We start from the raw sequence: 22756 nt of genomic DNA, 5'->3' as shown, positions 1-22756 counted from the left end.
TAAGGCGGGGTTATTTTAGCAAAAAATCGGGTTTATATATCATCACATCCGGCCGCCACAACGCGATACGGACGTTTTTCCCGATGGAGAGCTTGTTTCTGTGATAAACCGCGTGCGGGAATCTCGCCTCAAATACAAGACGTCCGCAGCGGATAAATACACCGGCCGTATCCGAGAAAAAATAAGTTTTAACGACTTCGCCGTCGAAAAGATTTTCTCTGAGTTCGTCGCGGACGCTTTCGCCGTCCCGGATGATTTTTACGCTTTGCGGGCGGACGCAGACGGAAACGGCCGAGCCGTCGGCCGGCGCGATATCGGGCGCGGGGGCCGCAATTTGTAATCCGGAGCAGTCCACCGCGCAAAGGCCGTCGCCCGAAGATATTACGCGGCCCGGGTAGATGTTCGTTATCCCCAGATAGCGGGCTATTCTTTCGGACGCGGGACGCAGCAGTATATCGTCGGGCGTTCCGCTCTGGCATATTTTGCCGTCGATGATTACGGCGATTTTGTCGGCCAGAGTGACCGCTTCTTCGATGTCGTGGGTTACGTGCACCACCGGCGCCGCAGCGGTCGCCAGTATGTTTTTTATTTCAAACCACAGAAGTTTTTTGAGGCCCTCGTCGATGGCGGAAAACGGTTCGTCGAGCAGAACGAGTCGCGGCTTGGATGCCAGAGTCCGCGCCAGAGCCACGCGCTGGCGCTCGCCGCCCGAAAGGTTGCGGACACTCCTTTCGAGCAGGTCGGATATCTCCAGCGAGGCGGTCAGGCCGTCGAGAAGTTTTTTGCGGCTGGCGGCGGAAAGATTTCTTGCTTCGGGCGAAAAGAGAATGTTGTCCGAAACGCCCAGATGCGGAAACAGCCGGTAATCCTGCGCGACGTATCCGAAGCCGCGATCCTCGGGAGGCACGCGCGTTATGTCGTTTCCGTCGAAAATAATATTCCCCGACATTGGCGGAATCAATCCCGCGATAGTTTTAAGTATCAGGGTTTTTCCGCTGCCCGTCGGTCCGAGCAGAACGAAATATTCCTTTCGGGACGCGGCAAGCGAAATGTCGTCGAGGGCGAAGCCGCCCGTCCGGTAATTTATATTTTTAAGTTCAAGCATATATCAATAATGTCCGCCTTGCGACGACGCCGCTTTTTTCAAAATAAAAAGAACCGCCAGAGCCATGGCGAAAGAAAGAATGATAAGCACTCCGGTGTGATACACGTCGGCGGAGGCCAGAGCAAGATAAATAGCCACGGGCAGCGTTTCGGTTTTGTAAGTGGTGGCTCCGGCAAGTGTGACGGAAGCGCCGAACTCTCCGAGCGCCCGCGCCCACACCAGAATCGCCGATGCGGCGAGTCCGCGGGAAGCGATGGGAAGCGTGACTCTGAAAAATGTTTCGGTTTCCCCGCAGCCGAGAGCTCTGGCGGTGTCTTCGTAGTCGCGGCCGACGTAGTCGAAAACGGTTTTAGCCAGGGTAACGGCAAGTCCGGCTATGACGACGAACTGGGCGGCGACTATGCCGCGCGTCTCAAAAACCACGGGACCGGTCACCTTTTCGATGAAACGTCCGGTCGGCGTATCGAAGAAAATCAAAAGCAGCGCGCCCAGCGCCACCGGCGAAATCACCATGGGCAGAAGAAGAGCCGCTTCCAGCACGCTCTTGCCGGCGAAATTCCGTCGGGACAGAACATAGCCGGCCGGAAGCGCGAAGGCCATCGCGAGGGCGGTCGATATTGTCGCGCTCGACAGGGACAGCCGCACGGCGAACCACGCGCGCTCCGCAGAGAAAGACCTTTGCGGGGCGGTTTCGGCCATTTTCCAGAAGAGTCCGGCCAGTGCGACCGCGAAAAACGCCGCCGCCGCGCCAAGCGCGAGATAACCTATCGCCGGTAAAACGTTTTTCTTCATCTATTATCTGATGCCCCTGATTTTTTTAAGTGTTTTGTAGTAATTTTCGGGAATCTTGTATTCTCCGCCGATGGCCGCCGCCGGCGCGTGTTTGCGCGCCTCGGCCTCGTCGGATATATATCCCCACTTGCGCCATATTTCCGCGGCGTCGCCGGAAAAAAGATAGTCGATAAAATGCGAGGATGCCGCGCGGTCGCGCGCGAAGACCGTCAGCGCCACGGGCGCGTAGGCCAGCCGAGGTATGCGTTTACCGTCGAGCTTTACCCACTCGACTTCCGTCGGATTCCACGATTCAAAGACGTCCCAGCCGATTATGGCGTCGACTTTTCCGAGCACGGCCAGAGTGGCGGTGTCTTCGCACGACTTGGCGTAGACGACAACGTTCGGAAGAACTTTTTCAAGCAGTTTGTTGTATTGCAGAAGTTCCACGCTGTAAAGTCCCAGACAAACCGTCTCGGGATTTCCAATGCCGACCCGCACGCCTTTGCGCGCGAGATCGTCGAGAGTCCGGATATTTTTCGGGTTGCCTTTCGGCACTATTATGGCGGGAACCAGATAAGCGATTTTTTTGTCGGTGTCCGGGACGAGCAGTTTTTTGCGCTCGCCTATTTCAATGTAGTCGGGCGAGCCGCACAGATAGACGTCGCCGCGGCGGGAGAGTTCCATCTGCGAAAGCAGCGTGCCGGAGCCGCCGTATATGACGTTTATTTTGACGCCCGAGGATTTTTCGTACGCGGATATTATTTCGTCCATCGGCACTTTGACGGCCGAGCCGCAAAAGAAAAATAATTCCTTCGTTTTCTCCGCAGCGGCCGTCATATCGGCCGTCGACGAAACGGTTGTCATAAAAAACATTGAGGCCGAAAGCGCAAATGTTTTAAGTCCTGTGCGGATAATCTTCATGTCATCCTCCCAAAAATGATTTTCGCATATTCTACATAAATTTGACACTTTTTTGTATAATACACGCGCACACTCCGAGTCCTTTTTCCTAAACTCGATTATGTAAGACGTTCGCCGAATAAATCGAACGTCCGTCGAATATGGAAACCGGACCGACAGAGCGCGCCCGGAAACGGACGATGCTTCCCATTGAGGAAAGGAGAAGTTATGAAGAGTCGTTATTCGTTGCGCCGATTGTCCGCTTTATGGGCAGTTGGATTTTTTTTGTTTTCGGCATCCGCGATCAATTCCGCGGCCAAGGCGGGGGAGTCAAAAAAGTTGACGCTGGCGTCGACCACATCGACGATGGATTCGGGTCTTTTCGACGCGCTTATCCCCCCTTTCGAGAAGAAATACGGATGCAAAGTCAAGGTCATTGCCGTCGGAAGCGGTCAGGCGATACGCCTTGCCCGCGACGGCAACGCCGATGTATTGCTGGTGCACGACCGCGCGTCCGAGGAAAAGTTCGTGGCCGACGGCTTCGGCCCGAAACGTTACGACGTAATGTACAACGATTTCATTATAGTCGGTCCGTCGGACGATCCCGCCGGAGCCGAGGGACTTGATGTCGCGGAAGCGTTGCGCGCCTTCGCGCAGAAAAACGCGGCGTTCGTTTCCCGTGGCGACGACTCGGGCACTCACAAAAAAGAGCGCGCGCTATGGAAAGCCGCCGCCGTCGAACCTCCTGCCGAGGTATATATGGAAAGCGGAAGCGGTATGGAGGTTACTCTGAGAATCGCCGAGGAAAAACCCGCTTACACTCTTACCGACAGAGCCACATGGCTGGCGCACAAGAAGGAGCTTGTCAACCTTTCCGTAATATCCGAGGGGTCTGCTTTGCTGCTCAATCCTTACTCGGTAATAGCCGTTTCCGACAAGAAATATCCGCACGTAAACCGCGCGCTCGCGGAGCGGTTCATTTCTTTTATCACGGGCAAGGAAGGGCAGAATATTATAAAGAATTACGGGGTGGAAAAATACGGCGGGCCGTTGTTTTTCCCCGACGCGAAAAAATAATATAATCGAAATGTGCCGTGTTTTTTGGCGGTATCGACGAAAAGAATCGACAACATAATTCAGGAGGCAGTATGAAAATATTTACGAGAAGCGCCGCGATATTCGCGGCGGGTTGCATAATGGCGGTGTGCGCGGCCGTTGCGCCGGCAGCCGAGGGCACGGCGACGGTTTATCCCAAAGTAAAAATCGGCGGATTCGCCCGCGTGCGCGCGGACTGGGCGCTGAGCGACACGAGCACGCCCACATTTTCCGTGCCGAACGCCCGCATAGAGATAAAGGCCTCGGTTTCCGACGACGTGTCCTACGCTTTTTCTATGGATTCCACCGCGGGAACGCTGAAATTGCTCGACTCGTTCTTCCGCATAAACTACTTCGACTGGTTTGATGTCAAAATGGGACAGTTCAAATATAATTTCTCGAAAGAACAGGTCACGGCCGACGCCGATTTGGAGTTGATAAATAAGTCCTACGTAGTTACGGATTTAGTTTATCCGACCAGAGAAATCGGCGCGGAGTTGTCCAAAAATTTCAAAAATACTCCGCTCAAGCCGTTTGTGGCCATAGGCGGTTATAACGGCGCGGGACCAAATGCTTCCGCGCAGAACAACTACGGCGCGGGCATTGCCCGGCTGATAGTGTCGCCCGCTGAAGGTCTTAGCATCGGCGGTTCGCTCTACGACGGAAAAACAGGCGCCGCCAAAGTTACAAAAAACCGTCGCGGAGTGGAAGTCGCGTATGAAAATCGCAAGGCGGGGCCTCCGGTTCTGGTAAAAGCAGAGCAGATATCGGGCAGCGACGGCGCGACCGACAAAAGCGGCTATTATTTCACCGCGGGTTATTATGTTTTCCCGGTTTCAAAGTGGACTTACCCCTACGCTCTTCTGCTGGCTCGGCAAGACCATTACGACGCAAACTCCGCTGTTGCCGACGACGAAATATCAAGGACTACCATTGGCGCTCTTATTCAATACGATGATTTCTTTTCTTTCCGTATAAATTACGAGGTGGCAGCCGAAACTCCGTCGGTAGCGAACGATCTGTTGACGTGGCAGTTCCAGGTTAAGTTTTAATGGAGTATATTTTTGAAGGCCTCAGCCGCGCGGTCTCGATGCTGTTTCCCCCTCAAAGGGAAATAGTCGAGATCGCGCTTTTGTCGGTGGTCGTTTCGGCCTCGGCGACGGCTATCGCCGCCATCGCGGCCATCCCCGCCGGCGTGGCGGTTGCGCTGCGCGACTTTCGCGGAAGAAGATTTCTCGTCGGCGCGCTCAACGCGTGGCTGGCGGTGCCGGCCGTGGCCGTGGGTCTGTTCGTTTACGGGCTCATAAGTCGTCGGGGGCCGATGGGATTTCTGGGGATGCTTTACACGCCTTACGCTATGGCCGCCGCCCAGGCGGTTCTGGCATTTCCTATAATACTTACGCTTACCGTCTCGGCGCTTAAAAACATTGCGCGGGAAACTTCCGAACTTGCCCGCGCAATGGGCGCGGACCGTTTACAGACGGCTCTTGCGGTCGTAAAAGAGGGGCGTTTCGCTTTTGCGAGCGCGGTCATAATGGGTTTCGCCCGCGTCATCGGAGAAACGGGAATGACGATGATGCTCGGCGGAAACATCAGGGGCGAGACAAGAGTTCTGACTACGGCCATAGCCCTTGAGACGATGAAAGGCAATTTTGAGACGGGGCTGGCGCTCGGGTTTATTCTCATACTCGTGGCTATGTCCGCGAATGCCCTGCTGCAACTGGCTCAGGGAAAGTGAACCGATGAAAATAAAAATCGAGGGCGCGACAAAACACGCCTCTTCAAAAAAGATACTCGACGGAGCGTCCGCGGTCTTTGAAAGCGGCGCGATGAACGTTCTTATGGGGCCCAACGGAGCCGGTAAGACATCGCTGCTTAAAGCCGTGGCGCTGCTTGAAAAAATCGACGGCGGCGACATCTTTTACGACGACAAACCGCTTTCAAAGATGAGCCGCGCGCGGAAACTTGCCGTCCGAAGGCGTATGGGATTCGCTTTTCAGAATCCCGTATTTTTCAAAGCGTCGGTCGAAGAAAATCTGGTTTACGGCCTCAGGGTCAGAGGCGTAAAGCCGTCGCGCGACGGGATTGACGCCGCTCTGTCGATGGCCGGTCTCGAAGGCAAGGCAACACTGCCCGCCGGAGCGCTTTCCGGCGGAGAGAAACAGCGGCTGTCTATGGCCAGGGCCGCCATACTTGACCCCGACTGTTATATCTTCGACGAGCCGACGGCCAATCTGGATCCCGTAGGCGCGGCCGCGGCGGAACGAATGATGCAAAACATAGCCCTGAAAGGAAAAACCGTAATTGTAACGACACATAATATGGCGCAGGCCAGAAAAATAAGCGGAACAATTTTTTTTATGAACAAGGGCAGTATCGACGCGGGAGCGGATGCGGACGCATTTTTCAGCCGTCCCGGGAATTTGGAAGCCGCCGAATACTCGTTCGCGGAAAATGTTTTTGAGGGGTTTTTATCGAGCGAAGGCGGAAGAAATATTTTTTCGGTCGGAGAATTGCAAATTGAAACTGGTCCGGGAAACTTTTGTGATTCGGATTCCGCCGCCGTCGGAGGTTCGACGCGGAAGATTTATTTAGTGCTCCGCGCCGAGGACATATTCGTGTCGCTTGCGCCGATAGATTCAAGCGCCAGAAACTCTTTTGAGGCGGTTGTCGGCAAAATCGAGCCGATGGGTTCCGTCTATTCCGTGAAAGCCGCCGTCGGGGGCGTTAATTTTGAAACCGTGGTAACCAAACAATCCGTGGAATCGCTCAAACTTAAAACCGGCTCAAAAGTTTACCTGACATTCAAGGCCACCGCCGCGCATATTCTGCGCGGGTGAGTATTTCCCGACGATAGTCCGTGTTTTTATTGACTTTTATTGTTTAAACCAACCCGCCGTTCTTTTTGAAAATCCCACAAGCATAAGCATCACGGGAACTTCGATAAGCACCCCCACCACCGTGGCCAACGCCGCGCCCGACGATAATCCGAAAAGCATTACAGCCGTGGCTATGGCCACCTCAAAATGGTTGGATGCCCCGATAAGGGCCGACGGCGCGGCGTCTTCGTAACGCAGTTTCATAAATTTCGCCGCCGCGTAAGTCAGCGCGAAAATAAGATTCGTCTGAATGAAAAGCGGCGCCGCGATCCACAATATTGTAAGCGGCCTCGACGTTATGACGTCTCCCTTGAAAGAAAATAAAAGTACAAGTGTAACAAGAAGCGCGACGATGGATACCGGCGTAAGATGGTGCAAGAAATTATTATTAAACCAGCCCTCGCCTTTTGTTTTAATTATGAGTTTTCTGGAAAGATACCCGGCTGCAAGAGGGAGCGCCACGTAAATAGCTATGGATAAAGCCAGCGCTTCCCACGGAATCGGCAGACGTCCCGCTCCGAGCAGAAACCCGCCGAGTATGCCGTAGAGCGCCAGCATAGAAAGAGAATTGATGGCGACCATAACCAGAGTGTGCCCGTCGTTGCCTTTTGCCATGTATCCCCACACAAGCACCATCGCGGTGCAAGGAGCCGCGCCCAGAAGGATGCAACCGGCCAGGTAGCTTCGCCACAAAGGGATTTCCAGCATTTTGATGCCTTCGCGCAGCACGACCATGCCCGCGCCGTGGGTCGCTCCGACGGACAAATCAAGACCCAGCGGCATTTTGACGTAATCCACGGCGTCGGCGCCTATGAAATTTTTGAAAAGAACGCCCAGAAAAAGAAGAGAGATGGCATACATCGTGAACGGTTTTATCGCCCAGTTGACGAAAAGCGTCAAGCCCGCGGGCTTGGGAGATTTTCCGGCCGCTACGACTTTGGCGAAATCTATCTTGACCATTATAGGATACATCATAAAGAAAAGACAGACCGCTATCGGTATGGAAACGACGGGGGCTTCGCCGGCATAAATCGCCAGGCCGTCGAGATATTTGGCCGCGCCGGGCGCAAACCGTCCAAGAAGTATGCCGCCGGCTATGCATAAAGCCACCCAGAGCGTGAGGTATCGCTCGAAAATATTCATGTTTCTTTCCGCGCAAGAATTGCTCATAAAACTCTCCCTACGGTATTGCCGCCGCAACAATCAGACATTTTCTTTTCCCCCTGTTTTTCCCGATGAGAAATCCGCCATTTTATTTTTTATTTGGTCGCGCACAACGCGCGTTTTTGCGAGTTTTTCGTCATACGTACCCGTAAAAGAAGAAGGATCGTCGAACCCCCAGTGTAACCGCTCGCCTCCTCCCGGAAAAAACGGACAGGTCGCAGCGGCCCCATTGTCGCAGACGGTTATTACAAAATCAAACGACTCGCCTGACACCGCGATATCGGCGGCCTTTTTAGCTTTATTGCCGGAAATATCCAAGCCGATTTCCATCATCGCCTCCACGACCACCGGATTAAGTTTGCCGGGTTCAAGACCTGCGCTTTTTGCTTCGAATATTTCGCCGCCCAAAGCGTTCAAAAACGTTTCGGCCATCTGAGAGCGGGCGGAGTTATGAACGCATATAAACAAAACTTTTTTCTTTCCCATGAAAATTATCCTTTAATTTGAGACCGTTGAAAAACCCCGTATTTGTCATTCCGAGTCCTTCGCGGTGTCATTCTGACACCCGATATATCGGGTGGGAAGAATTTCGGTTTTTCGCTCAGGATAAACTCCGCGAAGAATCTCGTCTTTCGACGACAAGATAGACCCTTCACTTCGTTCAGGGTGACATTTTGGATACTTTTTCAATTGTCTCAATTTAAGTAAATACGGCGGGCATCGGATATCCGCATGTTTTCAGAATACGCAATAATTCTCTCTTTTTATCGTCGAACGTCCCCGAAAACAGCTCCGCGCAGGCGACGACGTTTTTCTGCTCCTCCGAAAGTTTCAGCGCAAACGCGATGCAGGTCTTCTCGCCGCACCGGCCGCAATTCGTCCGAGGCAGAAGTTTATACAAGTCCACGGCCGCCGGCTTCCTGCGCCGCTCATAGTTCGGCGTTATTTCATTCCGACGGCTCCAGACGTCGTTGACCGTATCGGTCAGCCAGGCGTTGAGTTCGGCCGCCGCGGCGATGTCTTTGACTTTGCCGGCGGCTATGCGGCGTCCGTGAATACCGATCATCATACCGTCTTTGGTCAGGGTTATGTTCTTCCCCGCGTGATTGTAAACCGCGTTTTCTATTACCGTGTTGAGGTACGGCATTGCATCGGATATATCGGCGTCGAACTCGGCGATATATCTTAATTTGTCCGACTCCGCCACGCACGGCAAAACGGAAATTATGGCGACGTTTTTAAGCAGCGTTTTCTGAGCAGTCCAAGTCATATATTTTTACCGGCAAAGTTTTTTTCTGTCAGCGCACCGCGATTTTTTGATCGCGGCCGCGACGGCTTTGTCGTTTTTTAGCATTTTGGACGCGGAATCTATAATCCGCCGCAATTCCGGCGATGGCGCGTAGTCCGCAAGTTCGTATTCCACCCACTTGCCGTTTTTGACGTCCACTATCAAACCGGCTTCTTTGAGAATTCTCAGGTGATGGGACACATTTGGCTGCGGCGAATCAAGCGCCGCCGTAATCTCGCAGACGCACATACTGCGCGTCTCCAGAATCTTGATTATTTTAAGGCGGGCGGGGTCGCCCAGCGCTTTGAATATTTTAAGCAAGTTTTTCATGATTTATATTCCCGCGCAAGAATTCTAAAGCGTTCGGCGAATGCCAGGTTCCGTCAGATTTTATTTCTTAATCCAGTTTTTTATTTCGTCGACGGACGGGATTCTGCCCGAGGTCTTGACTTCTCCGTCGATAACGAGCGCGGGCGTGACCATAACGCCGTAATCTATTATATCACGGATACAGTCGACTTTGGCGACATCGGCCGTTAATCCCGACTCTTGCACGGCCTTCTGAGCCGATTCAAAAAGCAATCTACACTTAGCGCACCCTGTTCCGAGTATTTCTATTTTCATAAGTTATCTCCGCTAAAAAAATTTTCCGTAGAACGAGCCCGCAAATGTAGCGGCCGACACCACGAGCAAGGCGTAGACAAGCGTTTTTTTTATTCCGAGTATTCCCCGCAAAACCAGCATATTCGGCAAACTCAAAGCGGGGCCCGCCAGAAGCAAGGCGAGCGCGGGACCCTTGCCCATACCGGCGCCGATGAGGCCTTGCAAAATCGGCACCTCGGTAAGCGTGGCGAAATACATAAGAGCGCCGGCGACGGAAGCAAAGATATTCGCGCCGAAACCGTTTCCTCCGACGAGATTTTGTATCCACGACTCGGGAATGAGCGCGGTATGACCCGGTCGGCCGAGTAAAAAACCGGCTACGAGCACACCGGCAAAAAGCAGCGGAAATATCCGCTTGGCAAAACCCCACGACGAAGCAGTCCATTCTTTAAGTTCGTCGACGGAAAACCATTTGATGAGAATGACCGCGAGGCAAATCGCCGTCACGGCGGTTATAAACCATTTCAGATTATAGATTAAAAGCCAAATCGCGGGTGATTCGGCGCGTCCCCAGTTGGCAAATACCAATATGCCCGCCAGCAGGGCAAAAAAAACGGAGTTTTTCCACAACGGTCTGACTGTATCGCTATCGGCATTGTCCGTCGATGACCGGGCCGGTTTTACAGTCGCGTCGCAGCAGGCGGGAGGCGCTTTAATTTTGGCGGCGTCCCGCGCGTTCGCCGCATCGGTTTTGCCGAAGATAAACTGCATCGCCATGCCGATAAGAACGGAAAATATAATGGAGCCGGCGGCGCGCGCCGCGCCCATACGAGCGCCAAGAACTCTGGCGGTAAGTATTATGGCAAGGACATTTATCGCCGGGCCGGAATACAAGAATGTAGAGGCGGGGCCTATGCCCGCTCCGCGTTTATGAATTCCCGCGAAGATAGGAAGAACCGTGCAGGAACATACCGCAAGAATCGTTCCGGAAACGGATGCCACGGAATAAGCCAGAAACTTATTTGTCTTTTCGCCGAAGTATTTGATGACTGCGTTTTGGCTGACAAAATTGGCTATCGCGCTCGCTATGAAAAACGCGGGGACAAGGCAAAGGATAACGTGCGCTCTTGCGTATTCGCGGAGCATAAAAAGGGCTTCGGCGCTCGAGCCGTCGAGGCCTGTTTGTTCAACAGGCAGAAAGTAGGCCGCTGCGAACGCCGCGAGCATAACGAAAAATTTATGAGATTCTTTCAATCCTATCCTCTTGCCGAAACGCGGCTACATATCAATATATATTTATATGTAATCATAACAAACGCGCCGTAAATTGTCAAGTATGCCGCGCCGCAGGCGGTAAAAAAATCAAAATAATCTAAAATATACGTCTGATAAAAGGACAGTGAGGAGGCCTGCATTGAAAATAAGTTTTTTCGGAATTAATCTTCCCGAGGGCAAAGTAAAATACCGCGACGAGCGTATGCTTGCCCTTGTGGAAAAATGCGAGCCCGACAAAATCTCGCCTTTTTTTGTCGAACTTGCGCGCGCGGAACTTGTCAAGGCCGACGCCATCGCGGCGGCCAAGGGCAGTATCCTGGATGTTTTGATACATGATATGGAAAAAATCGAATCCCGCCTCGCCAACGCGCCGGATGCGGCGGAGATGTCCGCGCTCAATAAAGCGTTGTCGTTTCTTGAAAAAGAAATCCCCCTGTGCGACGCGGCGTTGACGGATGACGAGACGAAATACCTGAAGATTCTTGCGCCGTCGAGCATGAAGCCCGTTGTCTCCGTAGAAGTGTCGAATCCGGAGGATCCTGCGGAAGATGAGGTCGACGCCATAATAAAGGCGGCTTTGGAAAAGGCGGGTATTGTCTTTTTTTATACCGCGGGGCCCAAGGAAGTGCACGCGTGGCCCGTAAGAAAAGGGTCAGATATAGTTGAATGCGCCGGACGGATACACAGCGACCTGGCGAGGGGTTTCATTAAGGCGGATATCGTTTCTTTCGAGGATTTTTTGAGCGCTCACAACATGAACGACGCCAAGGAGAAGGGATTGGTGCGGGTTGTGGGAAAGGATTATATAATACGAGAAGGCGACGTTATAGAAATAAGATCCGGCGTTTGACGCTTCTGCGGTCTTGACCTTAAAAAAAAGAAAAAATGCCGCAGGACGGGATCGAACCGTCGACACCCGGTTTTTCAGACCGGTGCTCTACCGACTGAGCTACCGCGGCATTGAAACTTTTGTTGCGTTATTTTTTCTCGTACGCCTTTTTTCCAGCGTCTATGACAGATTCTATTTTTTCTTTTTCCACGCTGAAACGTTCTTTGGCGTCGGATACAAAATCGTCCAAACCCTCTTTTATTTCATCGCCCACTTCGTTGAGTTTTTTGCGCGTTTCCTTGCCGGAAGCGGGAGCGTAAATCACTCCCAGCGCCGCGCCTATTATTCCGCCCAGTATAAAAGCCAATAATGTTTCGCCTGAAGACCTTTCGGACATGGTGTCCTCCGTTGAAAATACCCTTGTTTAGGGACTATTTCTTTGAGTTATGAGCTTCGCCGGCGCAGCAGGTTGAGTCGGAATTCTTTTTGCGGCGCATTATCATAGCGGCCAGGGCGCCGACCGCTCCGACGGCGATTTTTGCCACGTACGGTATCTTAAGGAACAGAGCGCTCGAAGCCACGGATGAAACCGCCGAAGCGATGGTGTCGCCGATGTTCCCGACTTTTCTGACTTCCAGATTCAGATAAGCCAGAAGCGCCTCGGCTTCCGCGGCTGTGCGGCGCATCTGAATGAGCGTCATGATAAGATAGACCGCCGAGACGGTGGCCGATATTGTGGCTACGACGAGACAGACGGCTATAAGTGTATTCATTTGGGCTCCCCCGCAAGTTTTTTTATTTTTTCGAGCAGGTTTTTTACGTCGAACGGCTTGGCCACGAAATCGTCGGCTCCGAAAAGCGAGGCGTCGTGGCGGGTTTTGTCGTCGTCGAAAGCGCTTACGATTATAACCGGTATCGACGATGTCGCGGGCGACTGCTTTATATGGCGGCACAAAGAGATGCCGTCGAGTCCCGGCATCGACGCGTCCATCAGAATGGCGTCGGGCCGGAATTTGGCAAGAGATATATCGACATCGGCGTCGTTTTCGCAAACGTCGACGATATACCCCTCCGTTTCAAGCGCCGATTTCAAAAGATCGCAGATGGCCGGATCATCGTCAACCACCATCACCCTGCCGGTGTTTTTTTTCACTTTTTTATTCTATAAAAAACGGCCCGCAAAGTCAAACGCTTTGCGTTATGCCCTTAGTTTCAATCCGGGGATTTGCGTCAGCCCCGCTGTAATTTTACCGTGCAGAGAGCCGAGCGAGGCGGCGTCGAGTGTTTTTGACGGATGGCGCAGAGTTATTCTGACGAGCACGCTGGTTTCGCCGGAAGGCGAACGCCAGACATCGGCCGGAGCCGCGGACTCAACGAGATGCGCCTCATCGCCCATAACCCTCAGGATGTTGTCTTTTATAGTTCCGAATGGGATTCCTTCTTCCACCATAAGCGAGAAATCCATGGACGACGCCGGAAAAACAGAATATTGTTTGTGAATCGGGTTTCTTCGGGGTTTCTCGGCAAGAATATCGACGTTGAGTTCGGCCCACCACACGGGTGATTTTGCTCCGGCGGCCAAAGCCAGCGACGGCGCTACCGGGCCAATGCGGCCGATATGCTCTTCTTCCGAAATAATGTTTATGCCGAAGGCCAGAAAATCCGGCGTCTTCGCGCCGCCCGGCGGATTTGAAGCGCCGGAATCGACGGCGAACTCCGGCCGGATGTCTTTACAGGCGAAGAATGAAAGTTTTTCGAGTATGCCTTTCAGGAAGTAAAAATCGGCGTCCAAAGACGCCTTTTTCCAGTTGTCGCCGAATACGTTGCCCGACGCCAATAATCCGAGCGAACGGGTTTGCGCGCCGTCATAGAATATGTTTCCGATTTCGTAAATCATTTGTGAATCGTAACCTTCGCCGAGATTTGCCCTAAAACATTCCCACATCTGGCAGAAAATCGAAGGCCGCAAGGCGGCGGCTTCGGGCGACACCGGGTTTATTATTTTAACACAGAGCTTTTCGTCGAAGTAAGAAAACCACCCGGGGGCTATCATTCCGTAGTTTACGTTTTCAACAAAGCCGGCCGAGGCCAGAAAACGTCTGGCGGATGATACAAAGTCGAAACGTCTGCGGTCGGCGGCGAAACTCCCGTCGGGTATGGGCGCCGGCGCGGAATCGAAACGCGCGTTGTCGTAGCCGAAAACTCTGATTATTTCCTCGATAACGTCTTCCTGAAGAAAGATGTCGCGTCTGAAAGACGGCGGCTCTACGACTATAAAATCTTTTTCCTCGCGGACTATTTCAAAGGAAAGCGCCGCAAGAATCCCGCGGACTTTGGTTTCGGCTATGTTTACTCCGGTATGAGAAAGGATTTTTTCAAAGAAAACGGCTATTTTATTTTTGGGAAGTCCGGCCCCGTGGTCCACGATAGCCGACGGTCTTGCCGAGCAGAGGTTTTTGAGCAATTCGACGGCGCGCTGACAGGCCGCAATGGAGCGCGCTTTGCTCATTCCGCGCTCGAACCGGTAGGACGACTCCGTGGATATTTTAAGCCGGCGGCGCGCGGCGAACACTCTTTGCGGATTGAATACGGCCGATTCAAGCAGAATTCTTTTGGTCGAAGACGACACGGCCGATGTTTCGCCGCCTATTATTCCGGCTATGGCGCATGCCGCGCCGGCTCCGTCGGCTATGACTATGTCGCTCTCGCCGAGGTCGTAGGTTTTGCCGTCGAGGGCTTTTATTTTTTCCCCCGGCGAAGCCGCGCGTACAATGACCTTGCCGCCTGAGAGTTTGTCGCGGTCGAAGGCGTGCAGCGGATGTCCCATCTCGGTCATTACGTAATTGGTAATATCGACGGCGGCGTTTATGGGGCGGTACCCGCACAGGCGCAGACGGTTTTTGAGCCACTCGGGCGATTCGGCCACGGCGACATCGTCGAGGGCGACGGCGGTATAAGATTCGCACCCGGGCGTATTGCCCGCAAGCAGTGTCGGTTCAACGTCGGCAAGGAGGCCGTCGGGCCTGATTTTGTCGCCGGCGGCGGCGGGGGGTTTAACGGGGCGGTTCAGCTTGGCCGAGAGTTCCATAGCCACGCCGTAGTGCGACAGGATATCGGGCCGGTTGGGGAGCGTTTCGACTTCGATTATGAAATCGGGAGGATAAAGTTCGGCGAAATCCCTGCCGAGACGTCCGGCTTCGGCGGACGAGAGCGTCATTATGCCTTCGGACGCGTCGGCGATGCCGAGTTCCCTTTCGGAGCATATCATTCCCTCGGATTCCACGCCGCGGAGTTTTGCTTTTTTTATTTTGACGCCGCCCACCGTCGCGCCGATTTTGGCCAGAGGCACAATCTGCCCCGCTTCCACGTTTGGCGCGCCGCAGACGACTTTGTACGTCGCCGCGCCGTCGGAGACCTCGCAGAGCGAAAGTTTATCGGCCGCGGGATGCGGAACTTTGGAGACGACTTTCGCCGCGACGATTCCCGAAAATCCGGAGTTGGCCGGCCGGACGGCAGATTCAAAACCCAGCGTCGTAAGTATGCGCGCGATTTCTTCGGGCGTTTCTTTAAGTTCGATAAATTCTTTAAGCCACTCGTATGAAAGAAGCATATTTTTATGGGAAGACGCGGCGTCGGACAATAGTAAATTCCCCCTTAACAAAGGGGGTACGGGGGTTGTAAAATCGCCGAGGAAAACACAACCCCCCTCGCCCCCTTTTCTAAGGGGGAATTAAAAGGGGATTTTTCAAATATTCGCATTTGTATTAAAATTGTCTGAGAAACCGCATTTCGTTTTTGTAAAAAAGACGCATATCGTCCACACCGTACTTTTGCATGGCGAATCGTTCCACGCCTATGCCGAAAGCGTAGCCCTGCCAGACGTTGGGGTCGAGTCCGCAATTTGAAAGAACGTTCGGGTGTATCATTCCGGCGCCGAGAAGTTCTATGAAGCCGGAGTTCTTGCACGCCTTGCAACCCGCGCCGGAACATACGAGGCATTCAACGTCGACCTCGACGGACGGCTCCGTGAACGGAAAGTAGCTGGGGCGGAATCTTACGGAAGATTTTTTGCCGAAGAATTTTTCTATAAATGTTTCGAGCACAGTTTTAAGGTCGGCGAGATTCGTTTTTTTATCGACGCAGAAACCTTCGACCTGATGAAAGACGTAAGAGTGGGTGGCGTCGACGGCTTCGTGACGGTAAACGCGGCCGGGCGCTATGAACTTAAACGGCGGCGTTCCGCCTTTCATCGACCTTATCTGCACGGGCGAGGTGTGCGTGCGGAGCAGTTTTTCGGCGCCTTCCGACGACACGTAAAAAGTGTCCTGCATTTCTTTGGCCGGATGAGAGTCCGGAAAATTAAGCGCCGCGAAATTGTGATAGTCGTCCTCTATTTCGGGGCCGTCGGCGACGGCGAAGCCGAGCGAAACGAATATTGACGATATTTCTTCCATGGTGTCGCTGAGAGGATGAGTCCGGCCGCGGGGCACGCCGACAGACGGCAGAGTCAGATCCGAGACGGCGCCAAGGCGGGCGATATATTCGGATTCGTGGATGGAGCGTATGCTTTTTTCGTAGATTTCCTCGACGGCGGTTTTGATTTCGTTGGCGAGACGACCGGCGATTTTTTTGTCGTCGACGGAGAGGCCGCCCAGCGATGACATTATGGCGGCGAGTTCCCCTTTTTTGCCGAGATATCGGGCTTTCCAGTCGGCGAGTTCGGCGGCTGATTTAGCCCGATCCGCGCCGGCGGAATATTCGGATTTTATCTTTTCGAGCGATTTTATGATTTCTTGCGTTTGCGGCATTATCGTATTTCCATAAGTTTGGAGAGATGCTCGGATGCGTGTTTGTGCGAGGGGTTGGCCGCCAGGGCTTTCTGAAACATCTCTATGGCTTCTTCGGTTTTGTTAAGAACCTCGTAGTTGAGTCCGAGATTGTAGTTAAGTTCGGCGTCGTCGGGATTTTGCAGTAGCGCCGACTTCAAGACCTCCACGGCCTTGTCGTATCTTTTGTTCATCATATAAAAGGCGCTCATCTCGAGCACTTCGTCGAGAGGGCCTTTGTCTTTTTTCTTTGTCATAGTTTATCCGATAATCCTCTGATTATTTTTCCGAAAGTTGTCGTAATTTCTGTGTGTCCGCCTCTTTGCCGACCACAAGTATCACGTCGCCTTCCTGCAAGGCCTCGCGCGAGTCGGGAGAAACGAGCATTTCTTCTTTTATATCCGTCGCGCCGTCCTCGGATATTACCGTCTCTTTTCTGCGTATGGCGATCAGGGTAAGATTGAAATTTTCTTTGAGTTTGCTCTCCGCCAGGGTCTTGTCGAAAAAAACTTTTGGCAGGACTATCTCGACAAGATTATACTCCTTGGAGAGTTCTATTTCTTCTATTATGGAAGGCATAAGCATTGCGTCGGCGAGTTTTACGGCCATATCCGATTCCGGATAAATAACCCTGTCGGCTCCGACTTTGCCGGCGATGCGCGAGTGATGCGGGCTCATACTCTTGACGATTATGTGCTTTATGCCCATGTCCTTAAGAAGCAGCGTGGTCAGTATGCTGGCTTCCAGGTTCTCGCCTATGGCCACGACGCCCACGTCGAAATCGTCGAGTCCGAGTTTTTTTAATATTTTTTCCTCGGTGGCGTCGGCTACTACGGCATTTACGCCCTGCGACGACGCTTCGTCCACCCTTTCCTTGTTTATGTCTATGGCCAAAACCTGCGCGTTTCTGTCGGTCAGAGATTTTGCCAAACTCATTCCGAAAGTGCCCAATCCTACGATGAAATACTGTTTGTCAGTGTTCATAGTTTTCAACCTATTACAATGCGTTCCTCCGGATACTGTATGAGATCTTTTTCCCGTCTGGTTATGGCCGACATAGCCAGAGTCAGCGGGCCGATTCTGCCCGTTATCATAGTAAAAATGAGAATAATTTTGGCGCCTCCGCCGAGGTAAGGCGTGATTCCGGTGCTTAAACCCACCGTGCCGAAAGCCGAGACGACCTCAAACATTCCTTCCAGCGGCTCCAGCGGTTCCAGAGCCGGTTCCACGAAAGAAAACACCAGATATGAAACCAGCAGCGTGGCAAGTCCCATCATTACGTACGCGCCTGATTTTCTTACCTGCTCGTGAGGAATTTTCCGTCCGAAAACGTTGACATCTTCTTTGCCGCGGATAAAAGCGAACGCCCAAAGAATCGCGGAGCCGAAAGTAGTGGTTTTTATTCCGCCGCCGGTTCCACCGGGCGACGCCCCCACGAACATAAGCATCATAAGAAAAAACAGGGTCGAAGGAGACAGCATGGCCGTCTTGATGGTGTTAAAACCGGCCGTGCGCGCCGTGACCGAAAGAAAAACGGCATTTCCGATTTTTTCAATAATTCCCCGTCCGCCGAACGTGTCCGGGTTTGAGCTCTCAAAGATTAAGACGGCCGCGGTGCCGGCTACAAGCAGAACGCCCGATACTATCAATGCCATTTTTGCGTGAAGCGTGAGCCCCTTAATGCGGCGAAAATCCAGAAGTTCCGCCAGGACAAGAAAACCTATTCCTCCGGAAAGTATCAGCGCGCAGAGCACGGCCATTATGCCGTAGTCGCGCGAAAAGAACTCAAAGCTCGACGGAAACAGCGAAAACCCCGCGTTAGCGAAGGCGGACACGGCGTGGAATACTCCGTAGTAGACGGCCTTGAGCGGCGGAAAATACCGGAGAAACAGGGAGCTTAACACCACGGCTCCGGCGAGTTCTATTACAATGGCCATTTTTATGATGCGTTTAAGCAAGGCCAGAAGACCCTCGAAACTGTATGGGTCCACGACTTCTTTAATCGCCAGCCGTTCGCGAATCTGGATTTTCCCCAGTATCATTCCGGACGCCGTGGCGAAAGTTACGTATCCGAGAGCTCCTATTTGTATAAGAACAAGTATGACCAGCTGTCCGCCGAGGTTGAAATACTCGTTGATGTTCACCACGCTCAAGCCGGTAACGCAAATCGCCGAGGCCGCGGTAAAAAATCCCGTGAGCCAGGCGCTGCTTCCGCCGACAGCGGGCTGACAGGGGACATGCCTGACGAAAGGCATGCTCAATATCGCTCCGCCGACGGCAATCGAGGCGGCGAAAAAGAAAAGTATTTTACGCGCGTGGCTCATTTACTGTTTGGAGACGGCCTCGGGCGCTTTAGGTGGTTCCGCGGCGAGCGCTTTTTGCGCCGCTTCTACTATCGCCTTGAAGAGTTTGGGGTCTCCGAGGGCTATCTCGGAAAGTTGTTTTCTGTCGACGCCTATTCCGGCAAGACGCAGACCGTGCATGAAACGGCTGTAACTTATGCCCATTTCGCGGGACGCGGCGTTGACTCTCATTATCCAGAGCGAGCGGAATTCTCTTTTTCTCTTTTTCCGTCCCACATAGGACGTTCTGAGGGCGCGCTCCACCTGCTGTTTGACCTGGCGCCACTTTCTGGATTTGTCGGAATAAAAACCTTTGGCGAGCTTAAAATACTTCTTTTTTCTCTGGCGTGTGCTTACGCCTGTTTTGACTCTCATTGTTCGGGGCTCCTTCTATTTTATTGTTATAAGTATCCGTTCAGGGCTGCGCCGGTTTATCGGCGGGCGCCGGCTGCGGCGCGGGCGTTTGCGGCGCCTGCGGTTTCGCGGGGGCGTTCGTTTTCGGCTTGTTCTTGGCCGGTTCTATTATGAATATCATTCTGTTACCGAGCATTTTGGGTCTGGGGGCCGGCTCGGACACATCTGAAAGCCGCTGTGTGATTTTCTCAAAGAGCGCGGACCCGAGATCTCTGTGCGTCATTTCGCGTCCGTAGAATATTATGCTTACGCGAACTTTGTTGTGTTCCGTGAGGAATTCTCTGGCGTGGCGCAGTTTGACGTCGAGGTCGTGATCGCCTATGTGCGGGCGCATCCGTATTTCTTTAAGTTCCCCGCCTTTGTGCTTTTTTCTGGAATCCTTTACTCTCTTGGATTCCTCGTACTTGAACTTTGCGTACTCCATTATTTTACAGACAGGAGGGTTCGCCTTGGGAACTATTTCCACAAGGTCCAGAAAACGTTCCCGAGCTTTTTCAAGCGCCGTCTGGATAGGCACTATGCCTATCTGTGTTCCGTCGAAATCCACCAAACGCACCGTAGAGGTGCGTATCTGCTGATTGATTCTGTAAAAAATTCTGTCGTAACTCATTTAGTTGAGGGTTACCTCCCGGGTAAAAAACAAAGGAGACGCCTTGCGCGGCATCTCCCGAATGTCCTGCGCTCCCTTATATACGCGGGATGATTTTCATTCCGCGGGAGCTTTCGGACTTTTCGACCGATATTATATCGGGCCTCTTTGCCGCCTTACGTGGCGCTTGAGGCGAGCCGCTGTACTTCTGACGGCTTCTTTCAACGTGGCCATTATATAAAAAAGCACCCGTCGTGTCAAGGTGTGGGGATTACTTCCTGAAGAACGCAAAAAGTACGCCTACTATGGCCCAAAACTGTCCGAAGATAAATATAAACATCCACTTGATTATATCGGCTTTAACGTCGGAAAGCCGTCTTTCGAAACGTTCTTCGGCGTGTTCCAGCATGGCATCTTCCGATTTTGATGAGACCTTGTCAAGCAAGTTTACAAGAGCTTCCGCTCCCTCATCCGTGAGTTTGTCCCGCAGGATTCTATGCAGGGCTATTACCGTCATGATATTCCCCCTTTTATGTTACCCCGCTTCAAACGGATTATAGCAAAAATAACGAATTATATTATTGGACGTCGGGGATGTGTGGGTAACGACACGATAAAGGCGGGTCGGGTTTTTTGTAGGGACAGGTCTCGACCTGTCCCTACTGCGAAACATTTATATCGTCGATATAAAACTTTGCGGCGGGATTCGTCGAGAAACCTTCCGTTTTAAGAGTGAGCGTAGCGTTTTGCGACGGTGTTCCGGCGTTTATGGTCAAGAGTTCCCATGCGTTCTCGGCGGAGGATGTCGCCGATATGCTCGCCGGAGAAATACCTGCACCCGAAAGTGTAAGTTTTGGTTTCGTCGCCGCGCCGCCGTATTCGGTGTTGTAGCGGATGTAGGCGGTTATCGTCAGAGCGGAGCCGGATTTTACGGGGACTTGCCAAGCCCAAGTTTCTCCCCCGCCGAAACCGAAAGAATTTGGCGGGGTTCTCGTTACTGATTTTTCCTGCCAGGGCTTTACCCTGTAAGTTACTGATATATCTTCAAGGCGGGGTGTTGTCGTCGAGTTTGTCGTCGTAAATGTGCTTTGATATTGAATGTAACGGCCGTGCCAGTTGAGCGATTGGCCGTTTGATACGGCAAGCCACGACGGGGTTGATGAGTTTATCGAAAACGGATAAGACGATACGCGGATTCCGACGACGAGCGCGGTTCCAGCAGGTTGCGTTGAGGGGTTCCACGAAACGCTTGAGACAACGACTTTTGAGGCGGTGTCTATGACGGCGGAGCGATAGGTTCCGGTTGAGAAAAACGCGCCTTCTTCGGCGGCGACGGACGATATTGTGGGAGTAGATGTCATTACTAACGTCCCTCTTAAACCAACGCTCACAAGTTTATTCGTTACATTTGTATGACCATTTTCATTCCACGCCACCCCCGCATAACCGGTATTCTGTGCCTGATGTCTCCAATATCTTGAACTGCTATCACTTTGCCAACTATTCACATTTTTATAACCAGTAACATATCCACTTGCCATAAAACCTTGATTAAAATCATCCTGTGCGCGTATGCCACTAACCATCATTTCGTAATTGGCTGATGAATAAATACCATACGCTGTCCATAATCCCATAGATTGGTCGCCCGCATCAGATTGATAAGCCAACTCTTCCAATGTTGTCTGCGTTCCACTATTTCTTTTGAACCACTCCTTTTCGCTATTGTTGTGATTAACAAAAATAACATCCTTAAATGGCAAAAAACCCGCTTTCCGTCTATATCCATCAGTCCCATATGTTCCAACATTCGGACTTGTCGGAGTGACTTCAGAATCTAAATCAATATATTGTCCGGATGTATAAATCATATCCCATCCGCCGCCATCCGTTGTCATTTCGCAATATATCTGATAGGCATTGCTTGTACTTCCTCCATCCGGATCAATCCAATAGTTACCATCAGCGACGCTCCCACCACGAACCAGTTTTATAATATATGCATTCCATCCGGGTAATTCCGCATCTCCTACTTTGATTGTGGGCGCACCGGTGCTTGGGTTTCCATAATACATATAAATCGTAGTTCCTGAAGTAGCGGGTAGTGTAGAGATTTTCACCCAAAATCCGCGACAGTTGGCGGTTGTGGTGTCGGGGTCTATCCAGTATGGTATTGTTGTTGTGGCTGTCGAGGGTGTGAAACGAAAATCCGCCATTGTTGTTTGCGCGGATGAGCGTATCAGCGTCCAGTTTGAGCCAAAGGCGCTCGTCGGAATCCAGACCTGATAATCGCTAAGGCCGTAAGCGAGGGAGTTGTTTATCGTGATTCTCCGACGATACTTCCATCCGGCGAGCCACATCTCGGACGGGGAGTGGCCGGGCGTGGTAAATGTCGAACCCTGCCAATCAAGCTGGATTTGGGTTTCGGGATACCAAGTAGCGTTTACTAAAACGCCGTTTTGCCAGTCGGTTTTGGATGTGTGGGTTATTTGGGATGAGGCCAAAAGACGGGAAGCGGGAAGGGTGAAGAGTAAAGAGAAAAAGACAAAGGCGGCGGCGCGGCGGAGGACGAAACCGCTATTGTCATTGCGAGTAACACGGGGATCCGTCACCCTGAGTTTTTTGTCATCCTGAGTCCTTTGGCGAGCGTCATTCTGAGCGAAGCGAAGAATC

Annotated in this window: 26 protein-coding genes, 1 tRNA gene and 1 riboswitch; of the genes, 5 read left to right on the top strand and 22 right to left on the bottom strand. The window is 52.3% G+C overall.

Annotation, left to right across the window (positions count from 1 at the left end):
- Positions 1-10: 10 nt before the first annotated feature.
- Genes CVU77_05720 through modA form a run of 3 tightly spaced genes read right to left on the bottom strand, consistent with a single transcriptional unit; the run spans position 11 to position 2800 of the window.
- The gene (locus CVU77_05720) at positions 11-1105 is read right to left on the bottom strand and encodes an ABC transporter (protein ID PKN01297.1); all 1095 of its coding nucleotides are present in this window, start codon (positions 1103-1105) and stop codon (positions 11-13) included.
- Positions 1106-1108: 3 nt separating this feature from the next.
- Positions 1109-1897, bottom strand: coding sequence for an ABC transporter permease (locus CVU77_05715; protein PKN01296.1), 789 nt, complete (start codon positions 1895-1897; stop codon positions 1109-1111).
- 3 nt (positions 1898-1900) lie between these two features.
- The gene (gene modA / locus CVU77_05710) at positions 1901-2800 is read right to left on the bottom strand and encodes a molybdate ABC transporter substrate-binding protein (protein PKN01295.1); all 900 of its coding nucleotides are present in this window, start codon (positions 2798-2800) and stop codon (positions 1901-1903) included.
- 60 nt (positions 2801-2860) lie between these two features.
- A riboswitch (molybdenum cofactor riboswitch) is annotated at positions 2861-3019 on the top strand.
- On the opposite strand from modA, the gene CVU77_05705 reads away from it, so the two are divergent.
- The 4 genes from CVU77_05705 (at position 3008) to CVU77_05690 (ending at position 6714) form a co-directional block, all read left to right on the top strand.
- On the top strand, positions 3008-3856 hold the full coding sequence (locus CVU77_05705; GenBank protein ID PKN01337.1) for a tungsten ABC transporter substrate-binding protein: 849 nt from the start codon (positions 3008-3010) through the stop codon (positions 3854-3856). (Overlaps the previous riboswitch by 12 nt.)
- 71 nt (positions 3857-3927) lie before the next feature.
- On the top strand, positions 3928-4926 hold the full coding sequence (locus CVU77_05700) for a hypothetical protein (protein ID PKN01294.1): 999 nt from the start codon (positions 3928-3930) through the stop codon (positions 4924-4926).
- Entirely contained in the window at positions 4926-5612 is a 687-nt protein-coding gene (locus CVU77_05695) for an ABC transporter permease (GenBank protein PKN01293.1), read from the top strand. Before CVU77_05700 ends, CVU77_05695 begins: the two co-directional genes overlap by 1 nt.
- Positions 5581-6714 carry a hypothetical protein gene (locus tag CVU77_05690; GenBank protein ID PKN01292.1) on the top strand — a complete coding sequence of 378 codons (1134 nt, stop codon included), beginning with the start codon at positions 5581-5583 and terminating at the stop codon, positions 6712-6714. The genes CVU77_05695 and CVU77_05690 overlap by 32 nt, the downstream gene beginning before the upstream one ends.
- Positions 6715-6750: 36 nt before the next feature.
- On the opposite strand, the gene arsB is transcribed toward CVU77_05690, so the two are convergent.
- From arsB to CVU77_05660, 6 genes are all read right to left on the bottom strand, one after another.
- A complete protein-coding gene (gene arsB, locus CVU77_05685; protein PKN01291.1) occupies positions 6751-7923 on the bottom strand; it encodes an arsenical-resistance protein in 1173 nt (390 codons plus the stop codon).
- 33 nt (positions 7924-7956) lie between these two features.
- The gene (locus CVU77_05680; GenBank protein ID PKN01290.1) at positions 7957-8403 is read right to left on the bottom strand and encodes an arsenate reductase ArsC; all 447 of its coding nucleotides are present in this window, start codon (positions 8401-8403) and stop codon (positions 7957-7959) included.
- A gap of 214 nt (positions 8404-8617) precedes the next feature.
- The gene (locus tag CVU77_05675) at positions 8618-9187 is read right to left on the bottom strand and encodes a hypothetical protein (protein ID PKN01289.1); all 570 of its coding nucleotides are present in this window, start codon (positions 9185-9187) and stop codon (positions 8618-8620) included.
- 6 nt (positions 9188-9193) lie between these two features.
- Complete coding sequence (locus CVU77_05670; protein ID PKN01288.1) at positions 9194-9535, bottom strand: transcriptional regulator; 342 nt, start codon at positions 9533-9535, stop codon at positions 9194-9196.
- A 60-nt stretch (positions 9536-9595) separates the two neighbouring features.
- The gene (locus CVU77_05665; GenBank protein ID PKN01287.1) at positions 9596-9829 is read right to left on the bottom strand and encodes a thioredoxin family protein; all 234 of its coding nucleotides are present in this window, start codon (positions 9827-9829) and stop codon (positions 9596-9598) included.
- A 12-nt stretch (positions 9830-9841) separates the two neighbouring features.
- Positions 9842-11062, bottom strand: a complete 1221-nt coding sequence (locus CVU77_05660) for a hypothetical protein (GenBank protein ID PKN01286.1) — start codon at positions 11060-11062, stop codon at positions 9842-9844.
- A gap of 160 nt (positions 11063-11222) precedes the next feature.
- Between CVU77_05660 and CVU77_05655 the strand changes: the two genes are divergently transcribed.
- Complete coding sequence (locus CVU77_05655) at positions 11223-11933, top strand: hypothetical protein (GenBank protein PKN01285.1); 711 nt, start codon at positions 11223-11225, stop codon at positions 11931-11933.
- A 36-nt stretch (positions 11934-11969) separates the two neighbouring features.
- Here the strand turns inward: CVU77_05655 and CVU77_05650 are convergent.
- From CVU77_05650 to CVU77_05590, 13 genes are all read right to left on the bottom strand, one after another.
- Positions 11970-12042, bottom strand: a tRNA-Phe gene (locus CVU77_05650).
- 18 nt (positions 12043-12060) lie between these two features.
- The gene (locus CVU77_05645; protein ID PKN01284.1) at positions 12061-12309 is read right to left on the bottom strand and encodes a hypothetical protein; all 249 of its coding nucleotides are present in this window, start codon (positions 12307-12309) and stop codon (positions 12061-12063) included.
- A gap of 34 nt (positions 12310-12343) precedes the next feature.
- Positions 12344-12685 carry a hypothetical protein gene (locus CVU77_05640; GenBank protein ID PKN01283.1) on the bottom strand — a complete coding sequence of 114 codons (342 nt, stop codon included), beginning with the start codon at positions 12683-12685 and terminating at the stop codon, positions 12344-12346.
- On the bottom strand, positions 12682-13041 hold the full coding sequence (locus tag CVU77_05635) for a hypothetical protein (protein PKN01282.1): 360 nt from the start codon (positions 13039-13041) through the stop codon (positions 12682-12684). The genes CVU77_05640 and CVU77_05635 overlap by 4 nt, the downstream gene beginning before the upstream one ends.
- Positions 13042-13110: 69 nt before the next feature.
- Entirely contained in the window at positions 13111-15552 is a 2442-nt protein-coding gene (locus CVU77_05630; protein PKN01281.1) for a phenylalanine--tRNA ligase subunit beta, read from the bottom strand.
- A gap of 124 nt (positions 15553-15676) precedes the next feature.
- On the bottom strand, positions 15677-16720 hold the full coding sequence (locus CVU77_05625; protein ID PKN01280.1) for a phenylalanine--tRNA ligase subunit alpha: 1044 nt from the start codon (positions 16718-16720) through the stop codon (positions 15677-15679).
- Positions 16720-16995, bottom strand: coding sequence for a hypothetical protein (locus CVU77_05620; GenBank protein ID PKN01279.1), 276 nt, complete (start codon positions 16993-16995; stop codon positions 16720-16722). Before CVU77_05620 ends, CVU77_05625 begins: the two co-directional genes overlap by 1 nt.
- Positions 16996-17017: 22 nt before the next feature.
- Positions 17018-17722 (bottom strand): potassium uptake system protein, encoded by a 705-nt coding sequence (locus CVU77_05615; GenBank protein ID PKN01278.1) that lies wholly within the window; start codon positions 17720-17722, stop codon positions 17018-17020.
- Between the two features lie 5 nt (positions 17723-17727).
- A complete protein-coding gene (locus CVU77_05610) occupies positions 17728-19062 on the bottom strand; it encodes a Trk family potassium uptake protein (protein ID PKN01277.1) in 1335 nt (444 codons plus the stop codon).
- Positions 19063-19455, bottom strand: coding sequence for a 50S ribosomal protein L20 (locus CVU77_05605; protein PKN01276.1), 393 nt, complete (start codon positions 19453-19455; stop codon positions 19063-19065).
- Positions 19456-19495: 40 nt separating this feature from the next.
- The gene (locus CVU77_05600) at positions 19496-20104 is read right to left on the bottom strand and encodes a translation initiation factor IF-3 (GenBank protein PKN01275.1); all 609 of its coding nucleotides are present in this window, start codon (positions 20102-20104) and stop codon (positions 19496-19498) included.
- A 250-nt stretch (positions 20105-20354) separates the two neighbouring features.
- Positions 20355-20600 carry a hypothetical protein gene (locus tag CVU77_05595; GenBank protein PKN01274.1) on the bottom strand — a complete coding sequence of 82 codons (246 nt, stop codon included), beginning with the start codon at positions 20598-20600 and terminating at the stop codon, positions 20355-20357.
- 142 nt (positions 20601-20742) lie between these two features.
- Positions 20743-22756, bottom strand: a 2014-nt coding sequence (locus tag CVU77_05590; protein ID PKN01273.1) for a hypothetical protein, incomplete at its 5' end; no start/stop codon positions are given.

The sequence above is a fragment of the Elusimicrobia bacterium HGW-Elusimicrobia-1 genome (assembly GCA_002841695.1).
Lineage (GTDB): Bacteria > Elusimicrobiota > Endomicrobiia > PHAN01 > PHAN01 > PHAN01.
Note: the sequence above shows the minus strand (reverse complement) of the source record. Positions and strands in the feature narration are given on the sequence as shown.